Genomic DNA, 23,292 nt, shown 5'->3' on the forward strand with positions numbered 1-23,292 from the left:
GCGTCAGCCTTCCACCGGCACCGACGCCACGGCATCGCTCCGGAGCAGGAGCCGCCCGTACCGCGACGGCCCTAGCCCGCACCGCGGGTCACGGCACCTCAGAGGTACGGCGCAGGCCCCCGCGTACTGCGGGAGGAGTCGCGTCACTGCTGTGTTCGCGGTATCGCCGTGCGCCGTCGACGGTCCGGTCCGTATGTGTCCGGTCCGTATGTGACATGACGTCAGTACCCGTCGTGCTCCCCGCGGTTCCGTGCCGTGAAGCGGATCGCAGCGGAGACGCCTACGAGCTGCTGGGCAGCGTCACCGACGCCGGGGACGTGGTGCAGGAGCTGCCTGCGGTGGAGCGCGGTCGACCCGGCCACGGTCGAGCACCCGCGCGCCTACCTGGTCCGCACGGTGACCCGGCAGGCCCTCAACCATCTGCGCGCGGTCACGGCGCGGCGCGAGGAATACGTCGGCCCGTGGCTGCCCGAACGCGACCGATTACGTCGTCGAGCGCAGCCTGCCGCCGGCCCGGCACGAACTCGGCCGCATGACGTTCGCCGAGGCCGACGGCGGCACCCGAGTGCTCGGGAGTGAGGACCGCGCGCGGACCGGAAGGCCGCCGTGCGTGCCGACGACCGTCCCGGCCGCGAGGCCGCCGGTGAGCGTACGGACCGATCAGGCGACGTCGATCAGTACCCTCCCCACGACGCCACGCTCCAGCGTGGCGTGGGCGTCGGCGGTGCGCTCCAGCGCGAAGCGGCGCAGCGGCAGCCCGGCCTCCTCGCCCACGCGCAGCGCGCCCGCGTCCACGGCCGCCGCGACGTCGGTGAGCGCCTGCTGCTTCGCCGTGGGCGGCACGGTGTAGACGAAGACGCTCTGCCAGCGCAGGTTGGCCGACAGCGAGGAGAGCACGGGGACGGACAGCCGCTCGTCCTCGCCGCCCGAGTAGTAGGCCACCACGGCACCTTGGGCGGCCACCGCGATGTCGAGAGCGGCGTTGGCGCCGGGTGCGACCTCCACGACGATGTCGACGCCCTCGGGGGCGAAGGCCCGGATCTCCGTGGCCGCGTCCTGCGTGCGGTAGTCGACCACCCGGTGGGCACCGGCCGCGCGGGCCAGCGCGGCCTTGGCGGGGCTGCTGACCGTGGTGACCACACGCGCCCCGGCCCAGCGGGCGAGCTGGACGGCCGCGTTGCCGACCGCGCCGGCGCCGCCCGCCACCAGCACCGTCGCGCCCCGCAGGGTGCCCGGCGCGATACGCCCCGGTCCGCCGTCGTGAACGGTCAGCGCGCGGTGGGCGGTCAGGGCCGGGACGCCGAGGGCCGCGCCGAGTGCGAACGGGGCGTGCTCGGGCAGCGCGACGGCGTGCCGTTCGGGGACGAGGGTGTACTGCTGCGCCGTTCCCCAGGGCCGCTCCCACGCGGCCTCCCAGATCCACACCCGCTGCCCGACCCGCGCCGGGTCGACCCGCGGGCCGACGGCTTCGATCACCCCGGCACCGTCCTGGTGGGGCACCTGCTCGCTCATGCCCGGCGGCAGCGCGCGTCTGCGGCTGCGCCAGTCGGTCGGGTTGACGCCCGAGACGTGCACCCGGACCCGTACCTCGCCGGGGCCGGGATCGGGAACCGGACGCTCGACGAGCCGCAGGACCTCGGGGCCACCGGCAGCCGTCCGGATGACGGACTTCATCTTTCACCTGTCCTTTGCTCACCCCGCGAGAACGGCCGGCCGGAGCCAGGAGAGGGCGCCGACCGTACGGGGTACCCCTCCTGAACTTCCTTACGGAGCGACGTATTCCGTCCATGAGCACTCCGAACCGACCGGCACTGAACGGGCCGGCACATAACGGAACGAACGCGCGGGTGTCTCTCCGGTATCCACCGCCCCGCCGCCGCTCGTACGGTCGGCCCCTCTCGCCGTCAGGTGAGTGGGGAGAACTCGGTCGGCCAGGCGATGATCGAGGTGGCGTCGAGGATCTGTTCCGGGCCGCCGGGCGGTGGCCACAGCCCGGAAGCGTAGAGGTCCCTGCGGATGCAGACCCGCTCGTCCAGGCTGTGGAACGGCCAGATCTGGATGATCCGGTCGGGGCCGTCGAGCGCGTACATCACCACCGTCAGCGGGTCGATACGGTGCCGGGCGGGCAGCGCCTGTCGCCAGCCGGCGACGGTCGCGGGCAGACCTCCCGGGCGGAGGTGGTAGTCCCGGATCTCATACACGGGACCGAACCGGCCGGTGCGCACCTGAGGAACGAACGGAAAGGGGGCGAAGCTCTGCATCGTCAGATCGGTCAGGTGCTCATCCGCACCGAACGGCTCGCTGCTGCTCCGTGCCCGCATCCGCTCGTGCCCCAGCTCCGCGTCGCCGGTGAAGCCGCGCAGCACCATCAGGCGCCCCAGCGGACCGTTCTCCGTCTGCCAGCAGCCCAGTAGCCTGCCCCGTGCGGCGGGGGCGGTGACCCAGGGCAGGACCCCGGCAGCGGCCTTTTCGGCGTCGAGCAGACGGAAGGACAGGGTCGCCAACTCGTAGCGCAGTTCCTGCTGTTGAGGGTCGACGTCATCCCCGGTGATCGGTACGGGCTGGGTCATCGTCGTGCCGCTCCTTTCCTGGACGGTCGTGGTGGAGGTGCCGGGCACGGTCGTCGCGCCCACGTGTCTTGGCGGGCGGGACCGGTGTCGCCGCCGGGTATCTCGACGAACTGCCCACCGAGGCGTTCCGCCGCGCCGGTCCGGTCCGATCCGTCCTCCGCAGAGAGCCTGTTGACATAGCTCGCGGATGTCCAATACTGAAAATCTGGCACTTCCATAAGAAGGATCTATGCATGGAGACGCGTCAGCTCCGGTACTTCCTGGCCGTCGCCGACGCCGGCACCTTCACCGCCGCGGCCGAACGCCTCCGGATCTCCCAGCCCGGCCTGTCGGCGTCGATCCGCGCGCTGGAACACCGGCTCGGCACCACCTTGTTGGTGCGTGGCCGGAAACGGGTCGAACTGACCGATGCGGGCCGCGAGTTGTACGTCGGCGCGCGCCGGGCGCTGGCCACGCTCGAAGCCACCGAGTCCCAGATCCGCTGCGGGCCGGGGGTCACCAAGAGCACCCTGCCGGTCGGGGCGATCCCGTCCTTCGCCGGCCTCGACCTCGCCGCGCTGATCAGCCGGTTCACCGCCGAGAACCCTCACGTCGACGTCGATGTGACCGTGGGCATGCCGCTCGACCTCTTCGCGAAGGTCACGGACCGGACGATCGAGCTCGCCTTCGTCACCATGCCGCCGCAGGCCCCGCCGGGTATCCGGCTCACCCCGCTGTCCACCTCTCCCATGGTCCTGGCCTGCCCGCTGGGGCATCGCCTGGCCGGCCGCCCGTCCGTCGAGCTGGCGGCCCTGCGGGATGAGACCTTCGTCGACTTCCCCGCCGACCTCGTCGCCCGGCAGGTCACCGACCAGGCTTTCCAGGCGGCCGGCATCAGCCGCAACGTCCGGGTCACCTGCAACGAGATCGGTTCGCTGCTGGAGCTCGTCGCACACGGCCTCGGCATCGCGATCGTCCCCCGCCCCTTGGCGATCGCGACCCGCGTCCCCACCGCGCTGGTACCGCTCGACAACGCGTCGCTGGTCTGCACCGTCGCGGTGGCGACCCCGCCCCACGGCGTCGCCACCGACGCCGCACAGGCGATGTGGAACCTCATCTCGAACACCGCGCTCCCCGTTGTGCACCGGTAGCGGCCGACCGGGCGGGGGAGCCGACGCCACTGGCCTGGCCCGGGAGGCCCGAGCCGCTGCCACGACCCGCTGGACAAAGGAGTCCCCGATATGGCACTGCACCGTCTGACCTCCGTCACCATGGGAGTTCCCGACGTCGCCGAAACCGCCGCGTACTACACCGACTTCGGCCTCACCCCGGACGGTGAGGGCTGGTTCACCACGCGCGACGCGGGCCGCCAGCTGCGCATCGTGCAGGCGCCCGCCCGCCGTCTGATCGAGGTCAGGATCGGCGTGGACGACCCCGACGACCTGGGCGCGGCTGCTTCCCGGCTGGAGCGCCTGGGCATCGCGAGCGACCGGGCCGCCGCCTCGCTGACGGCATACGACACCGCCACCGGCGTACGCGCCGTACTCGACATCGCCCCGCGCCTCACCCAGCAGCCCGTACCGGCGACGCCGTACAACGGGCCAGGCCGCAGCGAGCGGACCGGCGCCCGCGCCCCCGGCGTCGAACGCACCGCCCCGGTCCGGCCGCGCAAGCTTGGCCACGCCGTCATCGGCACCACCGACTTCGACGCCACCACCGCCTTCTTCCGCGACGGAATCGGCTTCCGGGCCAGCGACTACGTCAAGGGCGTCGGGGCCTTCCTGCGCTGCTCGACCGACCACCACAACATCCTCGTCCTCAAGGCCCCGGTCGCCTTCCTGCACCACACATCCTGGCAGGTCGACGACGTCGACGACGTGGGCCGCGGCGCCACCGCGATGCTGGAGGACCACCCCGAACGGCACGTGTGGGGCCTGGGCCGCCATCACGCCGGGTCCAACTTCTTCTGGTACCTCAAGGACCCGGCCGGCAACTTCTCCGAGTACTACAGCGACATGGACTGCGTCGTCGACGACCAACTGTGGACGCCGGAGGTCCTGGAGGGCGCCAAGGCGCTCTTCAGCTGGGGGCCGCCGCCGCCCCCGTCCTTCCTGCACCCCGAGGACCTCGCCGCCCTCATGACCGGCAGCCACAGCGCGGGGCGGTGACCCGACGGAGCAGGACACCCGGCGTGCGTATGACGTGGCCGTCGTCGGCTTCGGCCCTGTTGTCGGGCATCTGACCCCGCAGCGGGTGCGCGCGTACGTCCCTCGCGCGAGGTCTCTCGCCGCATCCGAGAGTTATTGTGTACAACTTATTCTCGAAGTAGCGATGCTCGGCAGGTGCGCGCCGATGGGTTCGCTGTGGCGCGACCGGATGCTCGGCGTCACTGAACGGGCGACAGATTCTCTCTACAGATGCCTTCTCGGGCGGTATTGCACTGGGCCTACTGGTTGGTGCAGATTGGCCCGAGCGGAAGAATCGACCTGCGGTCGCGGGGCCGCACGCTGATGTCCGCGCGGAGTATGTGAGCTCGACCCTCGACGTAAGTTGCATACAATTACGGTCTTGGTGATCCGGTCGCTGTACCGGCGTCACCGGCCCCGCCGAGGTGCACGCCGTCCGGTTCCGGGAGGCGACGTGCACACCAAGGAGGCGATGCATGAGCGCTACAGGCAGCAATCCCGCACGGCGTAACGGGATCGGAGCACGCACACCGCGCCGCGAGGACGCCCGGCACTTGTCCGGGCGAGGGCGGTTCGTAGCGGACATGAAGCCTCCGGGTCTTCGGGAGGTCGCCTTCGTACGCAGTCAGGTGCCGCATGGGCGTATCCGTGGTGTCGCGGTACCCGCGGACGTCGAACCCGGGTCGGTCTGGACCGGTACGGATCTCGTCCCGATCGCCGAGCCGTTGACCGCGACCTCGACGCTGAAGGGTTTCCGCGCGGCCCCGTTACCCCATCTCGCCGTGGAGAAGGTGCGATACGTCGGCGAGCCCATCGCCATGGTGATCGCCGGCACGCGCGCGGAGGCGGAGGACCTGGCAGCTCGGATCACGGTGGACATCGAGCCGTTACCCGCAGCCGTGGACTTCACCGGGGCCCTGGCTCAGGACGCGCCACTGGTCCACGACGACTGGCCGGACAACGTGTACGCCACCACCTCGGGTGACTTCGGGGACGTGGACGCCGTCGCTCGCGACGCCGCTGCGACCGTGACCCGCGAGTACACCATGAACCGCCAGGCGGTCGTTCCGCTGGAGACCCGTGGTGTCATGGCCCAGCACGACCGGACCAGCGGACAGCTCGTTGTCCACTCCTCCACCCAGACACCGCACATGATCCGCGACATGATCGCGATCCTGCTGGGCATCGAGGCGCGTCAAGTGCGGGTGATCGCGCCCGACATGGGCGGTGGATTCGGGACCAAGTGCTCCGTCTACCCGGAGGAGATCGCCCTCGCCGCGGTCGCCATGCGGCTTCCCTACCCGATCCGCTGGGTCGAGGACCGCTGGGAGGCGATGGTCTCCTCCACCCAGGCTCGCGACCACCACTACCGGATCACCGCGCACGCAGCCGCGGACGGCACGCTGCTGGGGGTCGAGGCCGACATCCTGGTCAACGCGGGGGCCTACTCGGTACACCCGTGGACGGCCACGATGGACGCCACCATGTCGGCGGCGATGATCCCCGGCCCCTACCGGCTCGGCAACTACCGCTTCCGTACCCGCAGCGTGGCCACCAACAAGACACCGCTGGGCCCGTACCGCGGTGTGGCGCGGCCGGGCGCGTGCCTGGCGATCGAGCGCACCGTCGACGAGCTCGCCCACGCACTGGGCATCGAGCCGTATGAGATGCGCATCCGCAACATGGTGCGGCCGGCGGACATGCCGTACACCTCCGTCGCCAAGAAGGTCTACGACAGCGGTGATTACCCCGAAGCGGTGCGTCGCGTGGCGGCACTCATCGGACACGACGCCTGGCGCAAGCAGCAGCAGGACGTTTCCGACGGCGCCCGGCACCGCATCGGCATCGGGTACGGCTCGTTCACCGAGCAGACCGCGCACGGATGCATCGAATGGGCCTCTCGCGGACTCGCCATCACCATCGGCACCGAAGGGGCACGCCTGGAGATGGACTCCTCCGGGGGCCTGACCCTGAGTGTCGGGATCAAGAGCCACGGCCAGGGCGCGGAAACCACACTGGGCCAAGTGGTCAGCGAGGTCTTCGACGTTGACCCCGCGCTGGTCACGGTCGTGCACGGCGACACGGCCCTCACCCCTCGTGGTGACGGCACGTTTGCCTCCCGCTCCATGGTGATGGCCGGCGGGGCCACGCACGGCGCGGCACAGCAACTCGCCGGGAAGGTACTGCGGATCGGCGGCGTGCTGCTCGGCGAGGACCCGGAGAAGCTCCTGCTCATGGACGGGGCCGTGGTGGGGCGCACCGGCTCGGTCACCTACCGCGAGCTGGCCAAGGAGTTCCTGTTCACCCCGGACCACGTGCCCGGGGTCGAGGCCGGCCTTGAGGTCTCCTACTACTACCGGCCCGACACCCAGACCGGCGCCTTCACCTACGCCACCCACGCCGCGGTGGTCAGCGTCGACCTGGACACCGGATCGGTGTCGCTTCTCGACTACGCGGTCGTGGAGGACTGCGGGACGGTGGTGAACCCGCTGATCGTCGACGGGCAGATCACCGGCGGTATCGCCCAGGGCATCGGCACCGCGCTGCTGGAGGAACTCGTGTACGACGCCGATGGACAGCCCAAGTCGACGTCCTTCCTGGACTATCTGCTCCCCGGAGCGACCGAGGTGCCGATGATCAAGATCGGTCATATGCAGACCCCGTCCCCGCACACGGTGTTCGGGGTGAAGGGCGCGGGCGAAGGCGGCGCCATCGCCCCTCCGGCGGCCATCGCCAACGCGGTCACCGACGCCCTGCGGGCCTTCGGCGCCGAGGCGAACGAAACCCCGATGACGCCGGCCCGGATCTGGACGGCACTGCAGGAAGCCCAGGCATCTCCGGTGCGCGGCGCCGCCATGACGGGAACGGACCGGTGAAGCCTGCGGACTTCGTGTACCACAGGCCGGGGACGAGTACCGAGGCAGCCGATCTGCTGTACCGGCTGCGCGACGACGTCAAGGTGATCGCCGGCGGCCAGAGCCTGCTGCCCCTCATGAACATGCGTCTCGCCGAGCCCGCGCACCTCGTCGACGTCTCCGCCGTACCGGAACTGCGGCGCACGGACCTGACCGCCGAAGGCGCGACGTACGGTGCGGCGACGACGCACATGATGTTCGAGCACCAGCTGGTGCCCGATGTGGCGGACGGGCTGCTGAGCCACGCGGCCCGCGGCATCGGCTACCGTGCCATCCGCAACCGCGGCACGGTCGGCGGAAGCCTCGCGCACAGCGACTCGTCGGCGGAATGGCCCACCGTGATGTCGGCGCTCGGCGCCACCGTCCATGTCTTGTCGGTCCGGGGTGAACGGCGCATCCCCGTAACGGAGTTCCTGCTCGGCTTCTTCAGCACGGCGCTGGCGGACGACGAGCTGATCACCGCGGTGTCGGTGCCCCGGATCGCCCCCGGCACGCAGTGGGGCATGTACAAGATGGCCCGCAAGCCGGGGGAGTTCGCCGAATCCCTCGCCGTCGTCCAGGCGCGCGACACCGGCGCCTCGACGCCCGCGGTCTCCGTGTGGCTGGGGGCCGCCAAGGACGTCCCGCTGCGCCTGGAGCATGTCGAGGAGGCCCTGGCCGGCCGGCCGGACGGCAGCCTGCTCCCGGCCGACCTGAGCGGGCCGCTCGCGGCTGACATCGGGGCGGACACGGCCACCGCTTCACCGCACGACCGCCACGCTCTGCAACTGCACGCCGTCACGGTGCACCGCGCGCTGATGGCAGTGGGAAAGGCACCGCATGCCGCATGACCTGACGATCGCATTGCGTGTCAACGGACGGAAGACCGAAGCCACGTTCCCCGCTCGGACCACTCTCGCCGATCTGTTGCGGGACCGGCTCGGCCTCACCGGGACGCACCTCGGCTGCGAGCAGGGCGTCTGCGGAGCCTGCACGGTGTTCGTCGACGACCTGCCGGTGCGCGCCTGCCTCACCCTGGCCGCCGCCTGCGAGGGCGCGGAGGTCGTCACCGTGGAGGCACTGGAGGGTCCGGACGTGGAAGCCCTCCGCGCCGACTTCGCCCGCGAAGGCGCTCTGCAGTGCGGCTTCTGCACGCCGGGAATGCTGATCACCGCCTGCGACCTCGTCCGGCGGCGTGAGCCGCTGGCCCGCGAGGAGATACAGGAGGCGATGGCCGGAAACATCTGCCGCTGCACCGGCTACAACGGCATCGTCCGCGCCATCGAGAAGACCGTCGACGCACGGATCAGCGCTGAAGGCCGGTGAGGCCACCCGTGGACGGGACGGCGGTCGGCCGGTTCCGCATCGCAGCGATGACAGCGCAGACTCAACGGAGGAGATGAGACATGGAGTTCACCCACGAGTTCCTCGTGCCGACGACACCGGACGACGCCTGGACGCTGCTGACGGATGTGCCGCGCGTGGCGCCGTGCCTGCCGGGTGCGTCGGTCACTCCCGCGGGAGACGGCACCTACGAAGGCGCGGTCACGGTCAAGGTCGGCCCCATCAAGGTCAGTTACTCGGGAACGGCGGCCTTCACCGAACTCGACGCGTCGGCTCGCCGCATGGTGCTGGACGCCGGCGGTCAGGAGCGCAGCGGCAAAGGCTCCGCCAAGGCACTGGTCACCGTGCAGCTGGCCGGTGAGGGCCCGGACAAGACACGCGTGGTGGTGGGCACCGAACTGCAGATCACCGGCAAGATCGCCCAGTTCGGCCGCAGCGCCATGGCGGACGTCGGCGCCCGTCTGATCGGTCAGTTCGCCGCCAACCTGGAGGCTGTGGTGGGCGCATCCCCGGACGCTGTGGCCCCGTCCGCGAGCGGTGCGGCCGACACCAGGCCCCCCGCCCCGCAGGCGGAGCCCGAGCTGAATGCGCTGGCCCTGGTGCCGCCCGTGGTCCGGCGTGGCGCGCCCGTGGCCGGAGCGTTCGCGGCGGGCGCTCTGCTCGTCTGGCTGCTCACCCGTCGTCGTTGACCCTGTCGAGGTCCTGCGCCTCCAGCACGGAGTGCTCGGCGGCCCGGATGTGCACCTTCATGATCATTTCCGCGAGGGGTGCGTCCCGGCGGCGCAGGGCCTCGATGAGTTCACGGTGATGCTCGACGCTGCGCGCAAGATCGCGTTCGGAGTACCGCAGGAAGGTACGGCGCACGAGCGGCAGCCCGAGCACACCATGGAGCAGGGAGACGAGGCTCTCGTTCGCGGTCGAGGCCAGTACCAGGGCGTGGAACTCGTTGTTCAGCTCGGCCGCGTACTGCCTGGCGTCCGGCCGCTCATCGGCGATGACACGGATGTACTCGTCGAGGTTGGCCTCAAGCTTCCCCAGAGCTTCGTCGCTGATCTTCTGTGCGGCCACCGCGGCCACGTACCCTTCGACCGCCGCGCGAAGGCCGTAGATCTCGGCGATCCTGCTGCGGTTCCACGCCACCACCTGGGCACCGCGGTTCGCCTCGAAACGGACCAGACCTTCCGAGGCGAGCCTGCGCAACGCCTCCCGCACCGGGGTCCTGCTGATCCCGATCGACGCGGCCAAGGACTCCTCCCGCAGCCAGGCGCCAGGCTCCAGGTCGCCCGCGGCCATCCGCTCGGCGATCTCCACATAAGCGCGCTGGGCAGCGGACTGCGCGCCGCGGCGTCCCTCTCCCATGTCCCACTCCTCGCTGGCTGCGCCGTCCGGAGACGCCCCCCGCAAAACCCTATCCAGGCCCGTGGGACACGATCCCACGGAAGGGGTGTACACCCCGTTTCTCGGGGAGGGGCTGTCACTCAGCTGCGCTCAAGAGCGCGGGGTGCGTCGGGGTGCCGGCCGCACCGGGCGGAGGGTTCCTGCCCGGTGCGGCCGGCGTCCTTGCGCAGGTCGTCACGGACGATGCGAGGGACACCAGGCTCTCCTGGTCCCGTTCTTGCCGGTGGCCGAGGCCCAGGTCACCGGCCGCTTCGGGCCGGCAGTTGGCCGCAGTCGCCGCCTGCGCACTTGCTCAGCCAGTCGGCGAAGTCGGCGTCGTACTTGGTGCCGATGGTGTCGTGCAGCAGGCTGTAGGCGGCGTCGTACTCGCCTGCGCGGTAGTGGCCGAGCAGGGCGGTCACGTCATCGGGGTGCGACTGGAGCAGGTAACGGACGCCCAGGTAGCCCCACTGGTAGACGCGGGTGGTGTCGGCGTTGTCGTACGTGGTCGCGAAGAGCTGGCTGAGCTTGTAAGTGCCCTTGCCCGCCTCCTCGATCGCCCGGTCGTAGGTGACGCCGCGGTACGAGTAGGAGACGTACTCGGCGAAACCCTCGACCCACATCACGGTCGGTGTGGTCTGCCCGGCTGCGAAGTCGCCGTACATGTCGAAGCGGCCGTCGAGGTAGTGGGTGTACTCGTGGTTGAGGTTCCAGATCTGGAAGGCGCCGTCCTGGTCAGGCTGCTCGTAGGCGATGAAGCGCGGCTGGTTGCCCGCAGCGGCCGGGTCGCCCTCCAGGTACATGCCGCCGTTGTTGGTGTCGATGCCGAAGATGATGCCGGCGTAAGTCTGGTAGTCGGTACTGGAGTTGAAGGCGACGATCTCGATGTTGGTGTTGTTGTCGTCCTTGACCGGGCCGTTGTCCTTGACGAAGCCGTGGAAGACCGTGTCCTGCTTGAGGACGCTGTCGCAGGTGGCCGAGAGTTCGGCCGCGGTCAGCTCCTGCGCCAGGATCTTCGCGCTCGGACCGCAGCTGTGCTTGACCGTCAGCACGGCGTCGCGCACGCGGTTCTGCAGGTCACAGGTGCCGTAATCGGCGCAGTTCGCCTTGTCGTACGCATCTGTCATCTCGGCGAGGCTGACCCAGAGCGAGGCGGTGCGCCCGGTGATCTCGCTGCGGCCGAGCAGTTCCTTGACCAGCGGCTTGACGGTGTCCTTGAGGTCGGCGTGCTGCAGAAAGCGGCCGAGTTCGAGGCCGGCGTTGCTGGCCAGGTAGGACTTGTCGGTGCCGAGCAGATCATCGTGGGCGACGGCGAAGTCCCGCAGTCCGGTGAGGACGCTCGGGTCGGCCTTCACGGCTGCCGCGAACTCCGGCAGCTGGTGGCCGCGGAACAGCACGGTGTAGGTGGCGTTGACCGCCGCGAGCATCCCGTAGAACGGGTCGTACGACGAGTTGTAGTCCTTCTCCAGACGCTTGACCACGTCGAGGTAGCGGACGTTCTCTTCGGAGCTGTCGATCAGGATGACCGCCTCGGACAGGGTCGCTCCGTTGGCCTCGGTGACGTCGAAGGCGTGGGACGAGCCGAAGAAGCTGTCCAGAGCGCCCTCAATGGCGCTCTTCAGCGTCGGACCGTATTCGCCGACGTTCTCCGGCTGGTAGTACTGGACGTAGTAGCCGGCGCGCAGGTACAGCACCTCCTGGGCTGCGGAAGTGCTGTTGTCACCGGGGTAGTTGGCCGAGACATCCTTGAGTGCGTTCGCCACCGTGACCATCTGTTCCTCGCGGAACAGGGCCTTGGAGTCCGCTCCGGCCACGCTGAACAGCGTGTTGATGCAGGAGGTCTCCGACTGCTTGATCTGCTCGACCAGGGCAGCGCCGCTCTTCGATGTGAAGTCGCTGACGTTGCAGTCCGCCGCGGACTTCGCCGCGGAGCGGGCCCGCTTGCGCTCTGCGGCGTTCTGGGCCGCGGGGAGCGGAGGACGTTGCGCGGAGTTCGCGGCATGCGTGCCCGTCCGCGCGGGGGCGGCGGCGTGTCCGGGTGCGAGATCGTCGGCGAGCACGGTGGCGGAGGCGGGCTGCGGGCCGGGGCCCGACCTCGGTGCGGGTTTGGGTGCCTCGGCGCCGACCGGTGCCGCGCCGCTGGCGGGGGCGAGCGTGGTGAGCCCCAGGCAGGCGGCGGCCACGGTTGGTATCAGCAGGCGGGCGAGTCTCTTGCAGGTGGGGGGTCTACGCATAGCTGTGGCCTCCAGGCCGGTCGGAAGCCGTGCGTGGCGCACGGCGGTGGGGGATACGGACCGTGATGGCGCAGAAGTTGCGCACTCGCGGAGCTGTCATGCTCGCGAAAAGTGCGACCGTACAATTTCACAGTTCACATGGCAGTGAAAGAGGGCTGCGGGCGGCAGACGAAACTGATGACCCGTCAGGACAGGGGAATGGTCGGTCGGGACGGTGAGGGCGCCGCCCTTCTGCGGGCTGTTGCCAACTGCCAGTCCGTTGTTGACCGTTGCGAGCTTGGCGGTCCGCGCGAGAAGGTGACCAGTGACATGTAATGTGAAATTGCACTGACAAGGTCACGTGACGTCGTTACCCACCCGTGCCCGAGGGGACCGCTGACATGGACGACTCCAACGCCACCAGAAACACCGCAACGTCCGGAATCCGTACGGCGAGTCATGACCTGCCGATCTCGGCGGAACTCGCCGCGTTCCTGTCCGGCCACTGGGCCGCGACGCCGCCACCAGGCAACACCCAAAACCCGGTCGCCGAGCTGACCCCCGCCCGCCGTGCGCGCCTCTCCGCCCGCTTCCCGGGCGAGCGGCTGATCATCCCCGCGGGCGAGCTGAAGGTCCGCTCCAACGACTGCGACTACCGCTTCCGGCCGCACAGCGCCTACGCATGGCTGACCGGACTGACCGGCGAGGACCAGGCCGGTCATGTGCTGGTCCTGGAGCCGGACGGGCCGCAGGGGCACGAGCCGGTGCTGTATCTGCGCCCCCGCTCACCGCGCGACGACGGCGACGAGTTCTATCGGGACCGCCGCTACGGGGAGTTCTGGGTCGGGCGCCGTCCCGACCTCGCCGAGGCCGAGCGGATGACCGGCATCCGGTGCGTACATCTGGACGCGTACCGCGCAGTGCCGCCGGGGCGCTGTGCCTCGACCGACCCTGAACTCGCCTCCACCCTCAGCGAGTTGAGGATGATCAAGGACGCCTGGGAGGTCGCACAGCTGCAATTGGCCGTCGACCACACCGCGTCGGGCTTCGAGGACGTGGTACGGGCGCTGCCGAGGGCCCTCGCCCATCCGCGCGGCGAGCGCTGGATCGAGGGGATCTTCAACCTGCGTGCCCGCGCCGATGGCAACGGCACCGGCTACGAGACGATCGCCGCCTCCGGGGCCCACGCATGCGTGCTCCACTGGATCCGCAACGACGGCCCCCTGGACCCGAGCCACTTGCTGCTGCTCGACGCGGGGGTGGAGACCGACACGCTCTACACGGCGGACATCACCCGCACGCTGCCGCTCTCCGGCCGCTTCTCGCCCGTCCAGCGGGACGTGTACGAACTCGTCCTCGCCGCACAGGAAGCGGGCATCGCCGCGCTGAAGCCCGGCGCCCGCTTCCGCGACTTCCACCAGGCGGGCATGCGGGTGATCGCCGAAGGACTCGCCGACTGGGGCGTACTGAAAAGCGCCGACGGCGACCTCCATCGCCGCTACACCCTCTGCAGCAGCGGGCACATGCTCGGCCTGGACGTCCATGACTGTGCCCAGGCGCGCGCGGCGGCGTATCTCGACGGGGTGCTGGAAGAGGGGCAGGTACTCACCGTCGAGCCCGGTCTCTACCTCCAGCCCGACGACGAGACACTCCCCGCCGAGCTGCGCGGCATCGGCGTGCGTATCGAGGACGACCTGATCATCACGGCGGATGGCGCACGGATGCTGTCGGGTGCGCTGCCGCGTACCCCCGACGCGGTCGAGGAGTGGATGGGAGAACTCCTCGGTTGTTGAGGGCGGTTGACGGCGATTGATCGCGCCTTCGCGCACGCCGCCGGGCGCGGCCTGAACGTCTCCAGTAAGGGTCCGCCCGAACGGGGCCGGACGGCACGGGAGTTCTGCATCGCAGGCCGGGCCCGCCCTTGTCGCCCGCTGGAGCAACGTGACATTGTACGGTGGTGGTTCCAGGCCGGACCGAAGGGATCACGAACCTCTATGGGGCACCTGAAGCACCGCGACCTCAACGTCGGCCGGGAACGGCTGCGCGACCAGGTGAGCAACGCCCTGCGGGCCGCCCTGATCTCCGGCGAACTGCGTCCGGGTGTGGTGTATTCAGCGCCCACACTCGCCGAGGACTTCGGCATCTCCGCCACCCCGGTACGCGAGGCGATGCTCGACCTGGTCCGCGAGGGCCTGGTCGAGCCCGTCCGGAACAAGGGCTTCAGGGTCACCGAGGTCAGCGAGCGCGATCTCGATCAGTACGCCGAGGTCCGTGCGCTGATCGAGATCCCCATGGTCGGCCGGGTCACCCGCAGTGCCAGGCGGGAGGAGCTGGAGTCGCTGCGCCCGGTCGCCGAGGAGATCGTGCGGGCGGCGCGTGACCACGACCTCATCGGCTACCTGGAGGCCGACCGGCAGTTCCATCTCTCGCTCCTCGCGCTCTGCGGCAATGACCGCCTCGTCGAGACCGTCGGCGACCTGCGCAAGCGTTCCCGCCTGTACGGGCTCACCGCCCTGGACGCGCGAGGTGAGCTGATCCCCTCGGCCGAGGAGCACCTGGAGCTGCTTGAGCTGATGCTCGCGGGTGACGCGAAGATGGCCGAGAAGTGCATGGCCAAGCACCTGGGCCATGTCCGCTCCCTGTGGGCAGGCGGTGGCAGCGCTTCATCGGCCGAAACCAGGGGAGCGGCGCGGCGTACCGGGAAACGGTCCGCCTGAAGCGCTGAAACGCTGAAGCGCTGAGGCACTCGGAGGCCGAGACGCCGAGGCAGGACGGGCTCCCACGGCGCGGCGCCATGCCGACGACCCCAGGCGATAGTGGCCGACGGCCATCTGACAAGCCATCAACTGTACGAGGGTGGGGAACCCTGGTGGCGATGCCGCACTCTCCGAGGAGTGACCCCATGAACCACCCCGCCCGTACCCGCGTCGCCGTCGTCGGGGCCGGCCCCGCCGGGCTGCTGCTCGCACGGTTGCTCCATCGGAGCGGCATCGACTGCGTGGTACTGGAGAGCCGTGATCGCGCCTACGTCGAACAGCGTCAGCGCGCCGGAATCCTTGAGCAGGGCACGGTCGACACCCTCCGCCGCGCGGGCGCGGCCACCCGGCTCGACCGGGAGGGCATGCCCCACGACGGCATCGAACTCCGCTTCGGCAAAAGCCGCCACCGCATCGCATTCCCCTCCCTGACCGACGGCCGCCGGGTGTGGGTGTACGCCCAGACCGAGGTCGTGAAGGACCTCATCGCCCTTCAGCTCAAGGACGGCGCACCGTTGTACTTCGACGCGCCGGTCCACGCCGTGACGGGCGCGGACTCGGACAGCTGTGTCGTCCACTACACCCACAACGGGCAGGATCGCGCCCTCACCTGCGACTACGTCATCGGCTGCGACGGTTTCCACGGCGTGGTCCGCAACGCCGTCCCCGCGGGAGCGACCCAGGTCCACGAGCGTACGTACCCCTACTCCTGGCTCGGCATCCTCGCCGATGCCCCACCCGCCTACGACGAGCTGATCTATGCCCACTCCGAGCGCGGGTTCGCCCTGGCGAGCATGCGCTCCCCATCGGTGAGCCGCCTCTACCTCCAGGTCCCCAACGGGGAGGACCCCGCCACCTGGAACGAGGGCCGGATCTGGGACGAACTCGACTTCCGCATCGGAGCCGACGCCTCTTGGCGGCTCCACCGCGGTCCCGTCACCGCCAAGTCCGTTCTCCCATGCGCAGTTGGGTCACCGAGCCGATGCGTCACGGCCGGATCCTGCTGGCCGGCGACGCCGCCCACATCGTCCCGCCCACCGGGGCCAAGGGCCTCAACCTTGCCGCATCCGACGTCACGGTACTCGCCGAAGCCCTCGCCCATCTCTACGGCTCGGGCTCCACGGAACTGCTCGACGCCTACTCCGACACCTGCCTGCGGCACGTATGGCGGGCTGAGCACTTCTCGTACTTCATGACCACGATGCTCCACACCGCACCGGACCAGTCCTCCTTCGACACCCGCCTCCAGCTCTCCCAACTGGACCGCATCGCCTCCTCACGGCACGCGGCTGCGGAACTCGCGGCGAATTACACCGGGATCACCCTTCCCGGCGGGGGACACCGGCTCGGGCGCTGAACCCCGCGAGGTTCTCGACCGCCAGACGAACGGAGCAGTTCCGCATGCTCGTTCACAGATCCGGGTGCTTCGTCGCCACGTGGTAGTACCCCGAGTGGAACACCAGCGGAGCGCCGCCGTCGGCCTCGTACTGTTCGACCTCGCCGAGGAAGATGATGTGGTCGCCGGCGTCGAGGCGTTGGACGGTGCGGCATTGGAAGCGGGCGACCGCGCCGTCCAGGAGGGGGGTGCCGGCGATGCCGGGGGTGGTGGGGGTGCTGCGGAATTTGTCGTCGGCCGGGGTGGCGAACTGGCGGGAGAGATGGTGCTGGTCGGCGGCGAGTACGTGGACGGCGAAGTGCGAGGCGTCGGTGAAGTCCGGGAGGCTCGGGCTGTTCTTGCCGGGGCACCACAGGACGAGCGGCGGATCCAAGGAGACGGAGGTGAAGGAGTTCGCGGTCATGCCGACGTTGCGGCCGTCGGGGGCGCTGGCCGTCACCACGGTCACGCCGGTGGCGTACTGGCCCAGCGCGCGGCGCAGTTCGCGACTGTCGAAGCGGGCGGCGTGCTGAGTGCGCTTCTCGGCGAGGAAGCGGTGTGCCTCGGCCTCCTCGAACCACCAGCGGTAGAGGGTGCGCGGGTCGTCGAACCCGGCGGCGATGGCGCCCGCGACCGAGGGGATTTCGGCCGCAGCGGTGAGGAGTTCGCGGTGGTGCGGACTCAGGTCGGCCAGGAGGGAGTTGGTCCAGCCGACGGCCCATTGCGCCCAGCCGCGCCAGAAGGTGTCGAAGGTGCGCTGCATCCACTGCGGGGTGAATTCGGCGGTCCCGTGGCGGATGATGCTGTCGAGGTAGTGGGCCGCGGCCTGGGCCGCGGTGTTCGAACCCTGGCCGGTGATCGGGTCGTTGAGGACGACGGCGTCAGCCATGCCGAGGACGTGCCGACCTGAGGCCAGGCGGGCGACGGGGTGCCGGACGGTCGGAGTGAGCCTGCCGCGCAGCACGCCGCCGCTGTCGGTGAGGCGGGCGTGCCGGCAGCGCTCGTATTCATCGGGGAAGAACCGGTGGAGGATTTCCAGCGAGCGGGTGAGGTGGCCTTCGGGCGTGCGGATGTCGTCCCAGCAGTCCATCGGGCCGCCGGGTACGCCTTCGAAGACCATGATGTCGCAGGGTCCGGTGGTGGTGAGGGCGGGGAAGGAGAAATATTCGCCGACGCCGGGGACCAGGCGGTAGTGGACGGCGGCCTCCCCTTCCCGTGGCGCCGTTCCCGTGACGTACGTCAGAGCCAGCGCACGGCGCGGCCGGTCGTACGGGGAGAGTTCGGAGTTGCGCGGGAAGAGCCGGCTCAGCTCGCCCTTGCCTGTCGAGACCACGACGAGATCGTGCGTACGGGCGTACCACTCCAGGTCATTGACACCCGCCTCGTGCAGCACGACCTCGCCGCGGTCGCAGTCCGCGAACCGCTCCAGCCAGGCGGCACACTTGACGCGCTGGTCGACGGAGCGGGCGTGGCCCTCCAGCGGCGCACGCCAGGAGACGTCCGGAGCGCCGTGCGGACCGATGAGAGAGAACGCGATGCCGGAGATGCCCGGGGCCCGGTCCTCCCAGTGGTGCAGGCCGAGTTCGCGCTCGCTCTGCAGCGCGGTATCGAACATGCACTGGCTGGACATGACCGGGCCGCTACGTATCTCGTCGGGGCCGCGGTCGGTGACCAGGGTGACGTCATAGCCGTGCGCCTGGAGTCCCAGGGCGAGTTGGGCACCCGCCTGCCCGGCACCGATCACCGCGATCCTTCTCATGTCCTGCTGTCCTGCTCTCGTGACGTATCTATCTCTGACGACGGGGTGTCAGGTTGCGAGGATCCATTTCCTGACGTGCACTCAGGAATGGACCTCGGACAGGTAGTTCTTCGCGGCGACGGGGTCCATGAACCAGTGGAAGAAGTCGCGCGGGTCGTCGAATCCGTTGACGAAGCGGGCGGCGATACGGGAGTTGGCGCTCGCCGCGCCGAAGAGTTCCAGGACGTGCTGCGGCGGGGCGCCGAGCATCGCGTTGGTCCAGGCCGTGGCGGACTGCGCGTTGTCCCAGAAGCGGCCGAAGGCCAGCTCCATGAACGCGGCGTCGTACGGGTGCTCGCCGTGGTCCAGGATGGTGGCGAGGTAGGAGGCCGCGCATTTCGAGGCGTTGTTGGACCCCTGGCCGGTGACCGGGTCGTTGAGGACGACGACGTCGGCGAGCCCGAGCAGCTGCGCGCCGGATGGCAGCGTGGCGACGGGCTTGCGGACGGTCGGCGCGAAGCGGCCGGCGAGGGTGCCGTTCCCGTCGGTGAGTGCGAGATCGGTGCAGCGCTCGGCCTCCCACGGGACGTACGTCCGCAGCAACTCCTGGAACTTCGCCAACTGCTGGTCGGGGGCCAGTCCGTCGAAGCAGTCGAGCGGGCCGCCCGGGATGCCCTCGAAGAACATGATGTCGCAGGGGCCGCTGGTGGTGAGGCTGGGCATGGTGAAGTACTCGCCCATGCCAGGGATGACGTTGAAGCTGACGCCGGTGCGGTCGGGCAGCGGCGCCATGCCGGTGACGTACGCCAGGGCCAGCGCGCGCTGCGGAGCGTCGTACGGGGAACGCCTGACGTCCCGCTCGAACAGCCCGGCGATCTCGCCCTTGCCGGCCGCGACGATCACCAGGTCGGACTCGGCCGCGTAGCGCTCCAGGTCCGCGATGCCGGCCTCGCAGAGTTCCAGACGGCCGCCGCGGCGCGCGAACTCACCCATCCAGAGCGGCATTTTGACGCGCTGGTCGACGGAGCGGGCGGTGGCTTCGAGACGGGCGTCGAAGGAGAGCGCCCGGCCGCCCTGGCCGTCGGCGATGTTCACGCCGAGCCCGGCAATCGGCGGGCAGGCGTCGCCCCAGAAGTCGAGGCCGAGGTTGCGCTCGTGGGCCAGCGCGGTACCGAACATGGCCTGGCTGGACATGACCCGGCCCTGGCGGATCTGGTCTCCGGTGCGGTTGGACACGAGGGTGACGTCGTAACCGTGGGCGATCAAGCCGATGCCGAGCTGGAGGCCGGCCTGGCCGGCTCCGACGATGGTGATCTTGCGCATGAGGGGGACCTCCGGGGGCGAGTTGTGCGGTTTCAGGTGGTGCCGTGCAGTGCCGTGCGCGGGGACGGCGTCTCGGCGACGTGGCGGCGTCAATGAGTGGGGGCGGTTGTGCGGAATGCGGCTGCCCGCCGGAGGGGGCGGCGGGCAGCCGCGGGAAGCCGGGTCACCCGGAGGACCGGGGGGTGGATTCCGGGTCACCCGGCCGACTGGAGGGGCCTGGCCGACCCGGCGAGCCGGGGCAGCAGAGGCAAGGGGGACGCGATGTGCGGGGGTAGGGCCTCGGCGGCCCTCGCCGCACCGGTCGCGCGTGGCACGCGCAGCGCGCATGCGACGGGCTGTCCGCTGGGCGCGGCTCCGTCCGTGACGAGCGCGGTCCGGCCCGGCACTCCCTGCATCGTTGATTCCCTGGATTCTTCTCGGGTCCTCGGCGGTCAGGAATCAACCTTGGTATGGCAAGATCATCTGCGCTATCCGGATCACGCGGGTCGCTGTCCCGATCGCGCGTCTCGGCGGTGGAGGTTCACATGCCCGCTGAAGAGCCACCTCTCGCAAACCGCCAGCGGTTCCACACAGCGGACATTTGGGAGGCACGGGCCGAGGTCGGCCGGGCTTTCTGTCCGCATGAACTGCACATCACGCAGCGCTCGGCGACGCTCGACGCCCGGCTGCACGGCGCGCCCTTCGACCGGACAGGGCTGTATTACCTCGACTACGGAACGGAAGTCCGGATCACTCCGGGCGACCTGGAGAGCTTCTTCCTCGTCCAGATCCCGCTCGCGGGGTACGCCGAAATCACCTGCGGCCGGGAGGAGATCATTTCCTCTCCCGAACTCGCTTCCGTCCCTTCTCCGGCCGGAAAGTTGGACATGCTCTGGGGCAGCGGCAATCCGCAGCTGATCGTGTGGTTCGACCGATCGTCCCTGGAATCGCACCTCGGCAGTCTGCTCGGCCGCACCGTGCGCCGCCCGATCTCCTTCTCGCTCGGCATGAATCTCACCGCCCCGCAATCCCGTTCCTGGCTCAACATCGTCGACCTCATGCGCCGGGAGGCGGAGGGGCCTGACGGCATGACAAGCCGGCCCGTCGTGACACAACAGCTCGAATCACTCCTCATGACCCAGCTGTTGATGGCCCAGCCCCACAACTACACGCCGGCGCTGCTCGGCGAGCAGCCGCGCATCGCGCCGCCCGCGGTCCGCCGCGCCATGGAGGTCATCGAGGGGCACGCCGCCGAGCCGCTCACGGTCGCGGAGATCGCGGAATGCGTCGGCGTCGGTGTACGGGCCCTCCAGGAAGGCTTCCGCCGGCACCTCGACACGACACCGCTCGCGTACCTGCGCGAGGTCCGCCTGGACCGCGTACGCAAGGAACTCCTGGCCTCCGACCCGGGTGCCACGACTGTCACCGCCGTCGCATCCCGCTGGGGCTTCTTGCACCCGGGCCGCTTCTCACTCGCGTACCGCCGGCAGTTCGGGGAGCCGCCTTCGGAGACGTTGCGGTCATAAGGGGATATGCGGTGGTCCGACCGGTCCGCAGCCGGGCCGAAGGCGAGGAGGCTCGGGTTGGCGGCGCCGACGGTGAGAGCTTGGGGGAGTGGTATCCGAACACTCTCCTCACCACCCGCGACCGCGGGGATGGCCTCCTCGCCGTACGGAGGGGAATCACGTCATGGCGGCTGCTCCCCGCGGTTCGCGGGGAGCAGGGCTGCACAGCCAGCCGTTGATGGCGAAGCGGCTGTCCGCGTGCTGCTTGCTCGGGCAGCTGACCGGCCGTACCTCATGCCAGGCGGTGGGCCGGAAGAACACGATGCTGTCGTGTTCGGGCTCCCAGTCCCGCCAGGTGCGCTCCTCCCACTTCCCGGCTGTCTCTGTGTGCAGCGGGAGGGCGACGTCGAACATGCGCAGCGCGCCCCCGTCGAAAGGCCGGGGTGTGCGGTGCAGGTAGTAGACGAACGTGAGCAGACGCCGGGGTGCGAACTCGGCGCTGGTGTCCTGGTGCGGCCGGTAGAAGTCGCCGTCGTTGTGCAGGTTGAGGCTGTAGCTGGGCTCGGTGTACTGGCAGGAGACGCCCAGAGTGTGCTCGACCGCCTCCCGTACCTCATCGATGGCGGCCATCAACTCAGGCGCGGCGAAGTCCTGGCACGACAGGGACCGGCGAAAGTCGGGGACCACCTCCCGGTCTCGAATCATGGAGGGCTTCAACGTGTCGCCGGTGGACGCGATGGCGCGCTCCAGCAAGGCGCCGGCCGCCCGTTCACCCAGGAACTGAGTGACGCGGCAGACCGTCACCGGAAGCCGCCAGATCGCGTCCGCACACACCGCCGGCCGCTGATCCGTCGCTTCGGGCGATCCCGTCACGGTGTCGTGTGGTGCCAAAGTGTCCTGCCTTCTGGGTCTCGATGAGGTGTTCCGAAGGGCTGACGCTCCAAGCCCTCTCAGGGACCGGCGACGACCGTGGACCGTGCTCGGTCCGGGACGGGCGCGTGGCCACTGACCGTCGGCCCCTCCGGCCACCGGAGCAGCACAGCCGGCCGTCCGGCGTCGTCACGCGGTCTCGGACGGGTTCACGCTCGCGGCTTCTCGCAGACGGTCCACTTCGGCCGTGAGTTCTTCCACACGGCGGTGCAGTGCCTGGACGCAGACCAGGGCGACGCCGAGGCCGTCGACGACGGGGATCTTGGTGTCGTCCTGGTTGAAGCCGAAGGCTGCGTGCCAGTCCTGGGCCATCGGCCCAAGGTGACGTACGTCTTCGGGCTCCCAGAGGTAGCGCCAGGTACTGACGGGCAGCGCGGCCACGGTCTCCAGGACCGCGTAGCCGTTGACCGCGCCGACCGGGGCCACAGCGCCGATCTCCCGGGCACCGGCCGGATGACGATCCGGGCCGATGCGGTCGGCACCCCGGGACCGCCGGCGGAAGATACGCACCCTTACCGGCTCCAGTCGACCGGCACCACGTCTTGCTTGAGCCCGCGGTCGCTGCAGATGGCGCACGGGGAGCCCGGGACACCGGGGCCCTGATCGATGCCGACGGTGATCGCTCCGTGGGCCCCGACCGGCGTGTGGATGCCGTCGCCGACCATCGCGGCTTCGTAACCGCCCAGCAGCTCCTGAAGGGTTCCGGGGCCCAGGTTCTCCGGGGCGGTGATCGCGGCCACGCCGTCGTAGTCGGTGTAGGCCGCCCCCAGCGTCCGGCCGCCGATGGTGGCGAACACGATCTTCGCGCCGCGGATGGGCTCCCCGGTCACCGCGTCGGACGCCATCGCCTGGATGTTCTCCAGTTGCATCTGCGTGACATTCAGGCTGGCCTGGCTGGTCGTGAGCCTGGCCGGCTTCAGGCTGGGGCATTCCGTTCCGCTGCACGACGCGACGGATGGGGTGGTCGCGGACGCGGTGACCCCGCTCCCCGCGCCCAGCGACGCCAAAGCCGCGGCCATCACCGCGACGGTCTTACGCCCTACAAGACTCATGTCCACTCCCATAGGAACTGCCCCACCGTGACCCGCACCAGCGCATGACGGCCGGGACGGCCTGAGCGCGT

Annotated in this window: 18 protein-coding genes and 2 pseudogenes; 11 read left to right on the forward strand and 9 right to left on the reverse strand. The window is 69.9% G+C overall.

What is annotated here, in order from left to right; genetic code table 11:
• Positions 1–233: 233 nt before the first annotated feature.
• A pseudogene (locus tag ACGFNI_RS26385) lies at positions 234–474 on the forward strand (sigma factor); the annotation flags it as partial.
• Between the two features lie 186 nt (positions 475–660).
• On the opposite strand, the gene ACGFNI_RS26390 reads toward ACGFNI_RS26385, so the two are convergent.
• Together ACGFNI_RS26390 and ACGFNI_RS26395 are read right to left on the reverse strand one after the other, a co-directional pair.
• Positions 661–1,674, reverse strand: coding sequence for an NADPH:quinone reductase (locus ACGFNI_RS26390; RefSeq protein WP_393687134.1), 1,014 nt, complete (start codon positions 1,672–1,674; stop codon positions 661–663).
• A 230-nt stretch (positions 1,675–1,904) separates the two neighbouring features.
• Positions 1,905–2,570, reverse strand: coding sequence for an NIPSNAP family protein (locus tag ACGFNI_RS26395; RefSeq protein ID WP_393687135.1), 666 nt, complete (start codon positions 2,568–2,570; stop codon positions 1,905–1,907).
• Between the two features lie 233 nt (positions 2,571–2,803).
• Between ACGFNI_RS26395 and ACGFNI_RS26400 the strand changes: the two genes are divergently transcribed.
• The 6 genes from ACGFNI_RS26400 to ACGFNI_RS26425 all read left to right on the forward strand — a co-directional run bounded on the left by ACGFNI_RS26400 (position 2,804) and on the right by ACGFNI_RS26425 (position 9,662).
• A complete protein-coding gene (locus ACGFNI_RS26400) occupies positions 2,804–3,700 on the forward strand; it encodes a LysR family transcriptional regulator (RefSeq protein WP_393687136.1) in 897 nt (298 codons plus the stop codon).
• A 90-nt stretch (positions 3,701–3,790) separates the two neighbouring features.
• Positions 3,791–4,717, forward strand: coding sequence for a VOC family protein (locus ACGFNI_RS26405; protein ID WP_393687137.1), 927 nt, complete (start codon positions 3,791–3,793; stop codon positions 4,715–4,717).
• Positions 4,718–5,289: 572 nt separating this feature from the next.
• Positions 5,290–7,611 (forward strand): xanthine dehydrogenase family protein molybdopterin-binding subunit, encoded by a 2,322-nt coding sequence (locus tag ACGFNI_RS26410; RefSeq protein WP_393687240.1) that lies wholly within the window; start codon positions 5,290–5,292, stop codon positions 7,609–7,611.
• Positions 7,608–8,480, forward strand: a complete 873-nt coding sequence (locus tag ACGFNI_RS26415; protein ID WP_393687138.1) for an FAD binding domain-containing protein — start codon at positions 7,608–7,610, stop codon at positions 8,478–8,480. The genes ACGFNI_RS26410 and ACGFNI_RS26415 overlap by 4 nt, the downstream gene beginning before the upstream one ends.
• Entirely contained in the window at positions 8,470–8,955 is a 486-nt protein-coding gene (locus tag ACGFNI_RS26420; RefSeq protein WP_393687139.1) for a (2Fe-2S)-binding protein, read from the forward strand. The genes ACGFNI_RS26415 and ACGFNI_RS26420 overlap by 11 nt, the downstream gene beginning before the upstream one ends.
• An 80-nt stretch (positions 8,956–9,035) precedes the next feature.
• On the forward strand, positions 9,036–9,662 hold the full coding sequence (locus ACGFNI_RS26425; RefSeq protein WP_393687140.1) for an SRPBCC family protein: 627 nt from the start codon (positions 9,036–9,038) through the stop codon (positions 9,660–9,662).
• On the opposite strand, the gene ACGFNI_RS26430 is transcribed toward ACGFNI_RS26425, so the two are convergent.
• Both ACGFNI_RS26430 and ACGFNI_RS26435 read right to left on the reverse strand, forming a co-directional pair.
• The gene (locus tag ACGFNI_RS26430; protein WP_393687141.1) at positions 9,646–10,332 is read right to left on the reverse strand and encodes a GntR family transcriptional regulator; all 687 of its coding nucleotides are present in this window, start codon (positions 10,330–10,332) and stop codon (positions 9,646–9,648) included. The genes ACGFNI_RS26425 and ACGFNI_RS26430 overlap by 17 nt on opposite strands.
• A 278-nt stretch (positions 10,333–10,610) precedes the next feature.
• Positions 10,611–12,584 (reverse strand): collagenase, encoded by a 1,974-nt coding sequence (locus ACGFNI_RS26435; protein WP_393687142.1) that lies wholly within the window; start codon positions 12,582–12,584, stop codon positions 10,611–10,613.
• A 380-nt stretch (positions 12,585–12,964) separates the two neighbouring features.
• On the opposite strand from ACGFNI_RS26435, the gene ACGFNI_RS26440 reads away from it, so the two are divergent.
• The 3 genes and pseudogenes from ACGFNI_RS26440 to ACGFNI_RS26450 all read left to right on the forward strand — a co-directional run bounded on the left by ACGFNI_RS26440 (position 12,965) and on the right by ACGFNI_RS26450 (position 16,676).
• Entirely contained in the window at positions 12,965–14,356 is a 1,392-nt protein-coding gene (locus ACGFNI_RS26440; RefSeq protein WP_393687143.1) for an aminopeptidase P family protein, read from the forward strand.
• A gap of 201 nt (positions 14,357–14,557) precedes the next feature.
• On the forward strand, positions 14,558–15,280 hold the full coding sequence (locus ACGFNI_RS26445; RefSeq protein WP_393687144.1) for a GntR family transcriptional regulator: 723 nt from the start codon (positions 14,558–14,560) through the stop codon (positions 15,278–15,280).
• 185 nt (positions 15,281–15,465) lie between these two features.
• Positions 15,466–16,676, forward strand: a pseudogene (locus ACGFNI_RS26450) (4-hydroxybenzoate 3-monooxygenase).
• A 52-nt stretch (positions 16,677–16,728) separates the two neighbouring features.
• Here the strand turns inward: ACGFNI_RS26450 and ACGFNI_RS26455 are convergent.
• Together ACGFNI_RS26455 and ACGFNI_RS26460 are read right to left on the reverse strand one after the other, a co-directional pair.
• Positions 16,729–18,453 (reverse strand): styrene monooxygenase/indole monooxygenase family protein, encoded by a 1,725-nt coding sequence (locus tag ACGFNI_RS26455; protein ID WP_393687145.1) that lies wholly within the window; start codon positions 18,451–18,453, stop codon positions 16,729–16,731.
• A gap of 81 nt (positions 18,454–18,534) precedes the next feature.
• Positions 18,535–19,755, reverse strand: coding sequence for a styrene monooxygenase/indole monooxygenase family protein (locus tag ACGFNI_RS26460; RefSeq protein ID WP_393687146.1), 1,221 nt, complete (start codon positions 19,753–19,755; stop codon positions 18,535–18,537).
• Positions 19,756–20,279: 524 nt separating this feature from the next.
• Here ACGFNI_RS26460 and ACGFNI_RS26465 point away from each other — a divergent pair.
• Positions 20,280–21,260 (forward strand): AraC family transcriptional regulator, encoded by a 981-nt coding sequence (locus ACGFNI_RS26465; protein WP_393687147.1) that lies wholly within the window; start codon positions 20,280–20,282, stop codon positions 21,258–21,260.
• 156 nt (positions 21,261–21,416) lie between these two features.
• On the opposite strand, the gene ACGFNI_RS26470 is transcribed toward ACGFNI_RS26465, so the two are convergent.
• The 3 genes from ACGFNI_RS26470 to ACGFNI_RS26480 all read right to left on the reverse strand — a co-directional run bounded on the left by ACGFNI_RS26470 (position 21,417) and on the right by ACGFNI_RS26480 (position 23,221).
• On the reverse strand, positions 21,417–22,130 hold the full coding sequence (locus ACGFNI_RS26470) for a 2OG-Fe(II) oxygenase (RefSeq protein ID WP_393687148.1): 714 nt from the start codon (positions 22,128–22,130) through the stop codon (positions 21,417–21,419).
• Between the two features lie 168 nt (positions 22,131–22,298).
• Complete coding sequence (locus tag ACGFNI_RS26475; protein WP_393687149.1) at positions 22,299–22,679, reverse strand: tail fiber domain-containing protein; 381 nt, start codon at positions 22,677–22,679, stop codon at positions 22,299–22,301.
• A 2-nt stretch (positions 22,680–22,681) separates the two neighbouring features.
• The gene (locus tag ACGFNI_RS26480) at positions 22,682–23,221 is read right to left on the reverse strand and encodes a hypothetical protein (protein WP_393687150.1); all 540 of its coding nucleotides are present in this window, start codon (positions 23,219–23,221) and stop codon (positions 22,682–22,684) included.
• Positions 23,222–23,292 lie beyond the last annotated feature (71 nt).

Source organism: Streptomyces sp. NPDC048644, assembly GCF_043199105.1.
In the GTDB taxonomy this organism is placed as follows: domain Bacteria; phylum Actinomycetota; class Actinomycetes; order Streptomycetales; family Streptomycetaceae; genus Streptomyces.

Coding starts and splice junctions, on each gene's coding strand:
- ACGFNI_RS26445 (WP_393687144.1), top strand. CDS start 14,558: ATGGGGCACCTGAAGCACCGCGACCTCAACGTCGGCCGGGAACGGCTG.
- ACGFNI_RS26480 (WP_393687150.1), bottom strand. CDS start 23,221: ATGAGTCTTGTAGGGCGTAAGACCGTCGCGGTGATGGCCGCGGCTTTG.
- ACGFNI_RS26440 (WP_393687143.1), top strand. CDS start 12,965: ATGGACGACTCCAACGCCACCAGAAACACCGCAACGTCCGGAATCCGT.
- ACGFNI_RS26425 (WP_393687140.1), top strand. CDS start 9,036: ATGGAGTTCACCCACGAGTTCCTCGTGCCGACGACACCGGACGACGCC.
- ACGFNI_RS26455 (WP_393687145.1), bottom strand. CDS start 18,453: ATGAGAAGGATCGCGGTGATCGGTGCCGGGCAGGCGGGTGCCCAACTC.
- ACGFNI_RS26390 (WP_393687134.1), bottom strand. CDS start 1,674: ATGAAGTCCGTCATCCGGACGGCTGCCGGTGGCCCCGAGGTCCTGCGG.
- ACGFNI_RS26430 (WP_393687141.1), bottom strand. CDS start 10,332: ATGGGAGAGGGACGCCGCGGCGCGCAGTCCGCTGCCCAGCGCGCTTAT.
- ACGFNI_RS26395 (WP_393687135.1), bottom strand. CDS start 2,570: ATGACCCAGCCCGTACCGATCACCGGGGATGACGTCGACCCTCAACAG.
- ACGFNI_RS26420 (WP_393687139.1), top strand. CDS start 8,470: ATGCCGCATGACCTGACGATCGCATTGCGTGTCAACGGACGGAAGACC.
- ACGFNI_RS26435 (WP_393687142.1), bottom strand. CDS start 12,584: ATGCGTAGACCCCCCACCTGCAAGAGACTCGCCCGCCTGCTGATACCA.
- ACGFNI_RS26460 (WP_393687146.1), bottom strand. CDS start 19,755: ATGCGCAAGATCACCATCGTCGGAGCCGGCCAGGCCGGCCTCCAGCTC.
- ACGFNI_RS26465 (WP_393687147.1), top strand. CDS start 20,280: ATGCCCGCTGAAGAGCCACCTCTCGCAAACCGCCAGCGGTTCCACACA.
- ACGFNI_RS26405 (WP_393687137.1), top strand. CDS start 3,791: ATGGCACTGCACCGTCTGACCTCCGTCACCATGGGAGTTCCCGACGTC.
- ACGFNI_RS26400 (WP_393687136.1), top strand. CDS start 2,804: ATGGAGACGCGTCAGCTCCGGTACTTCCTGGCCGTCGCCGACGCCGGC.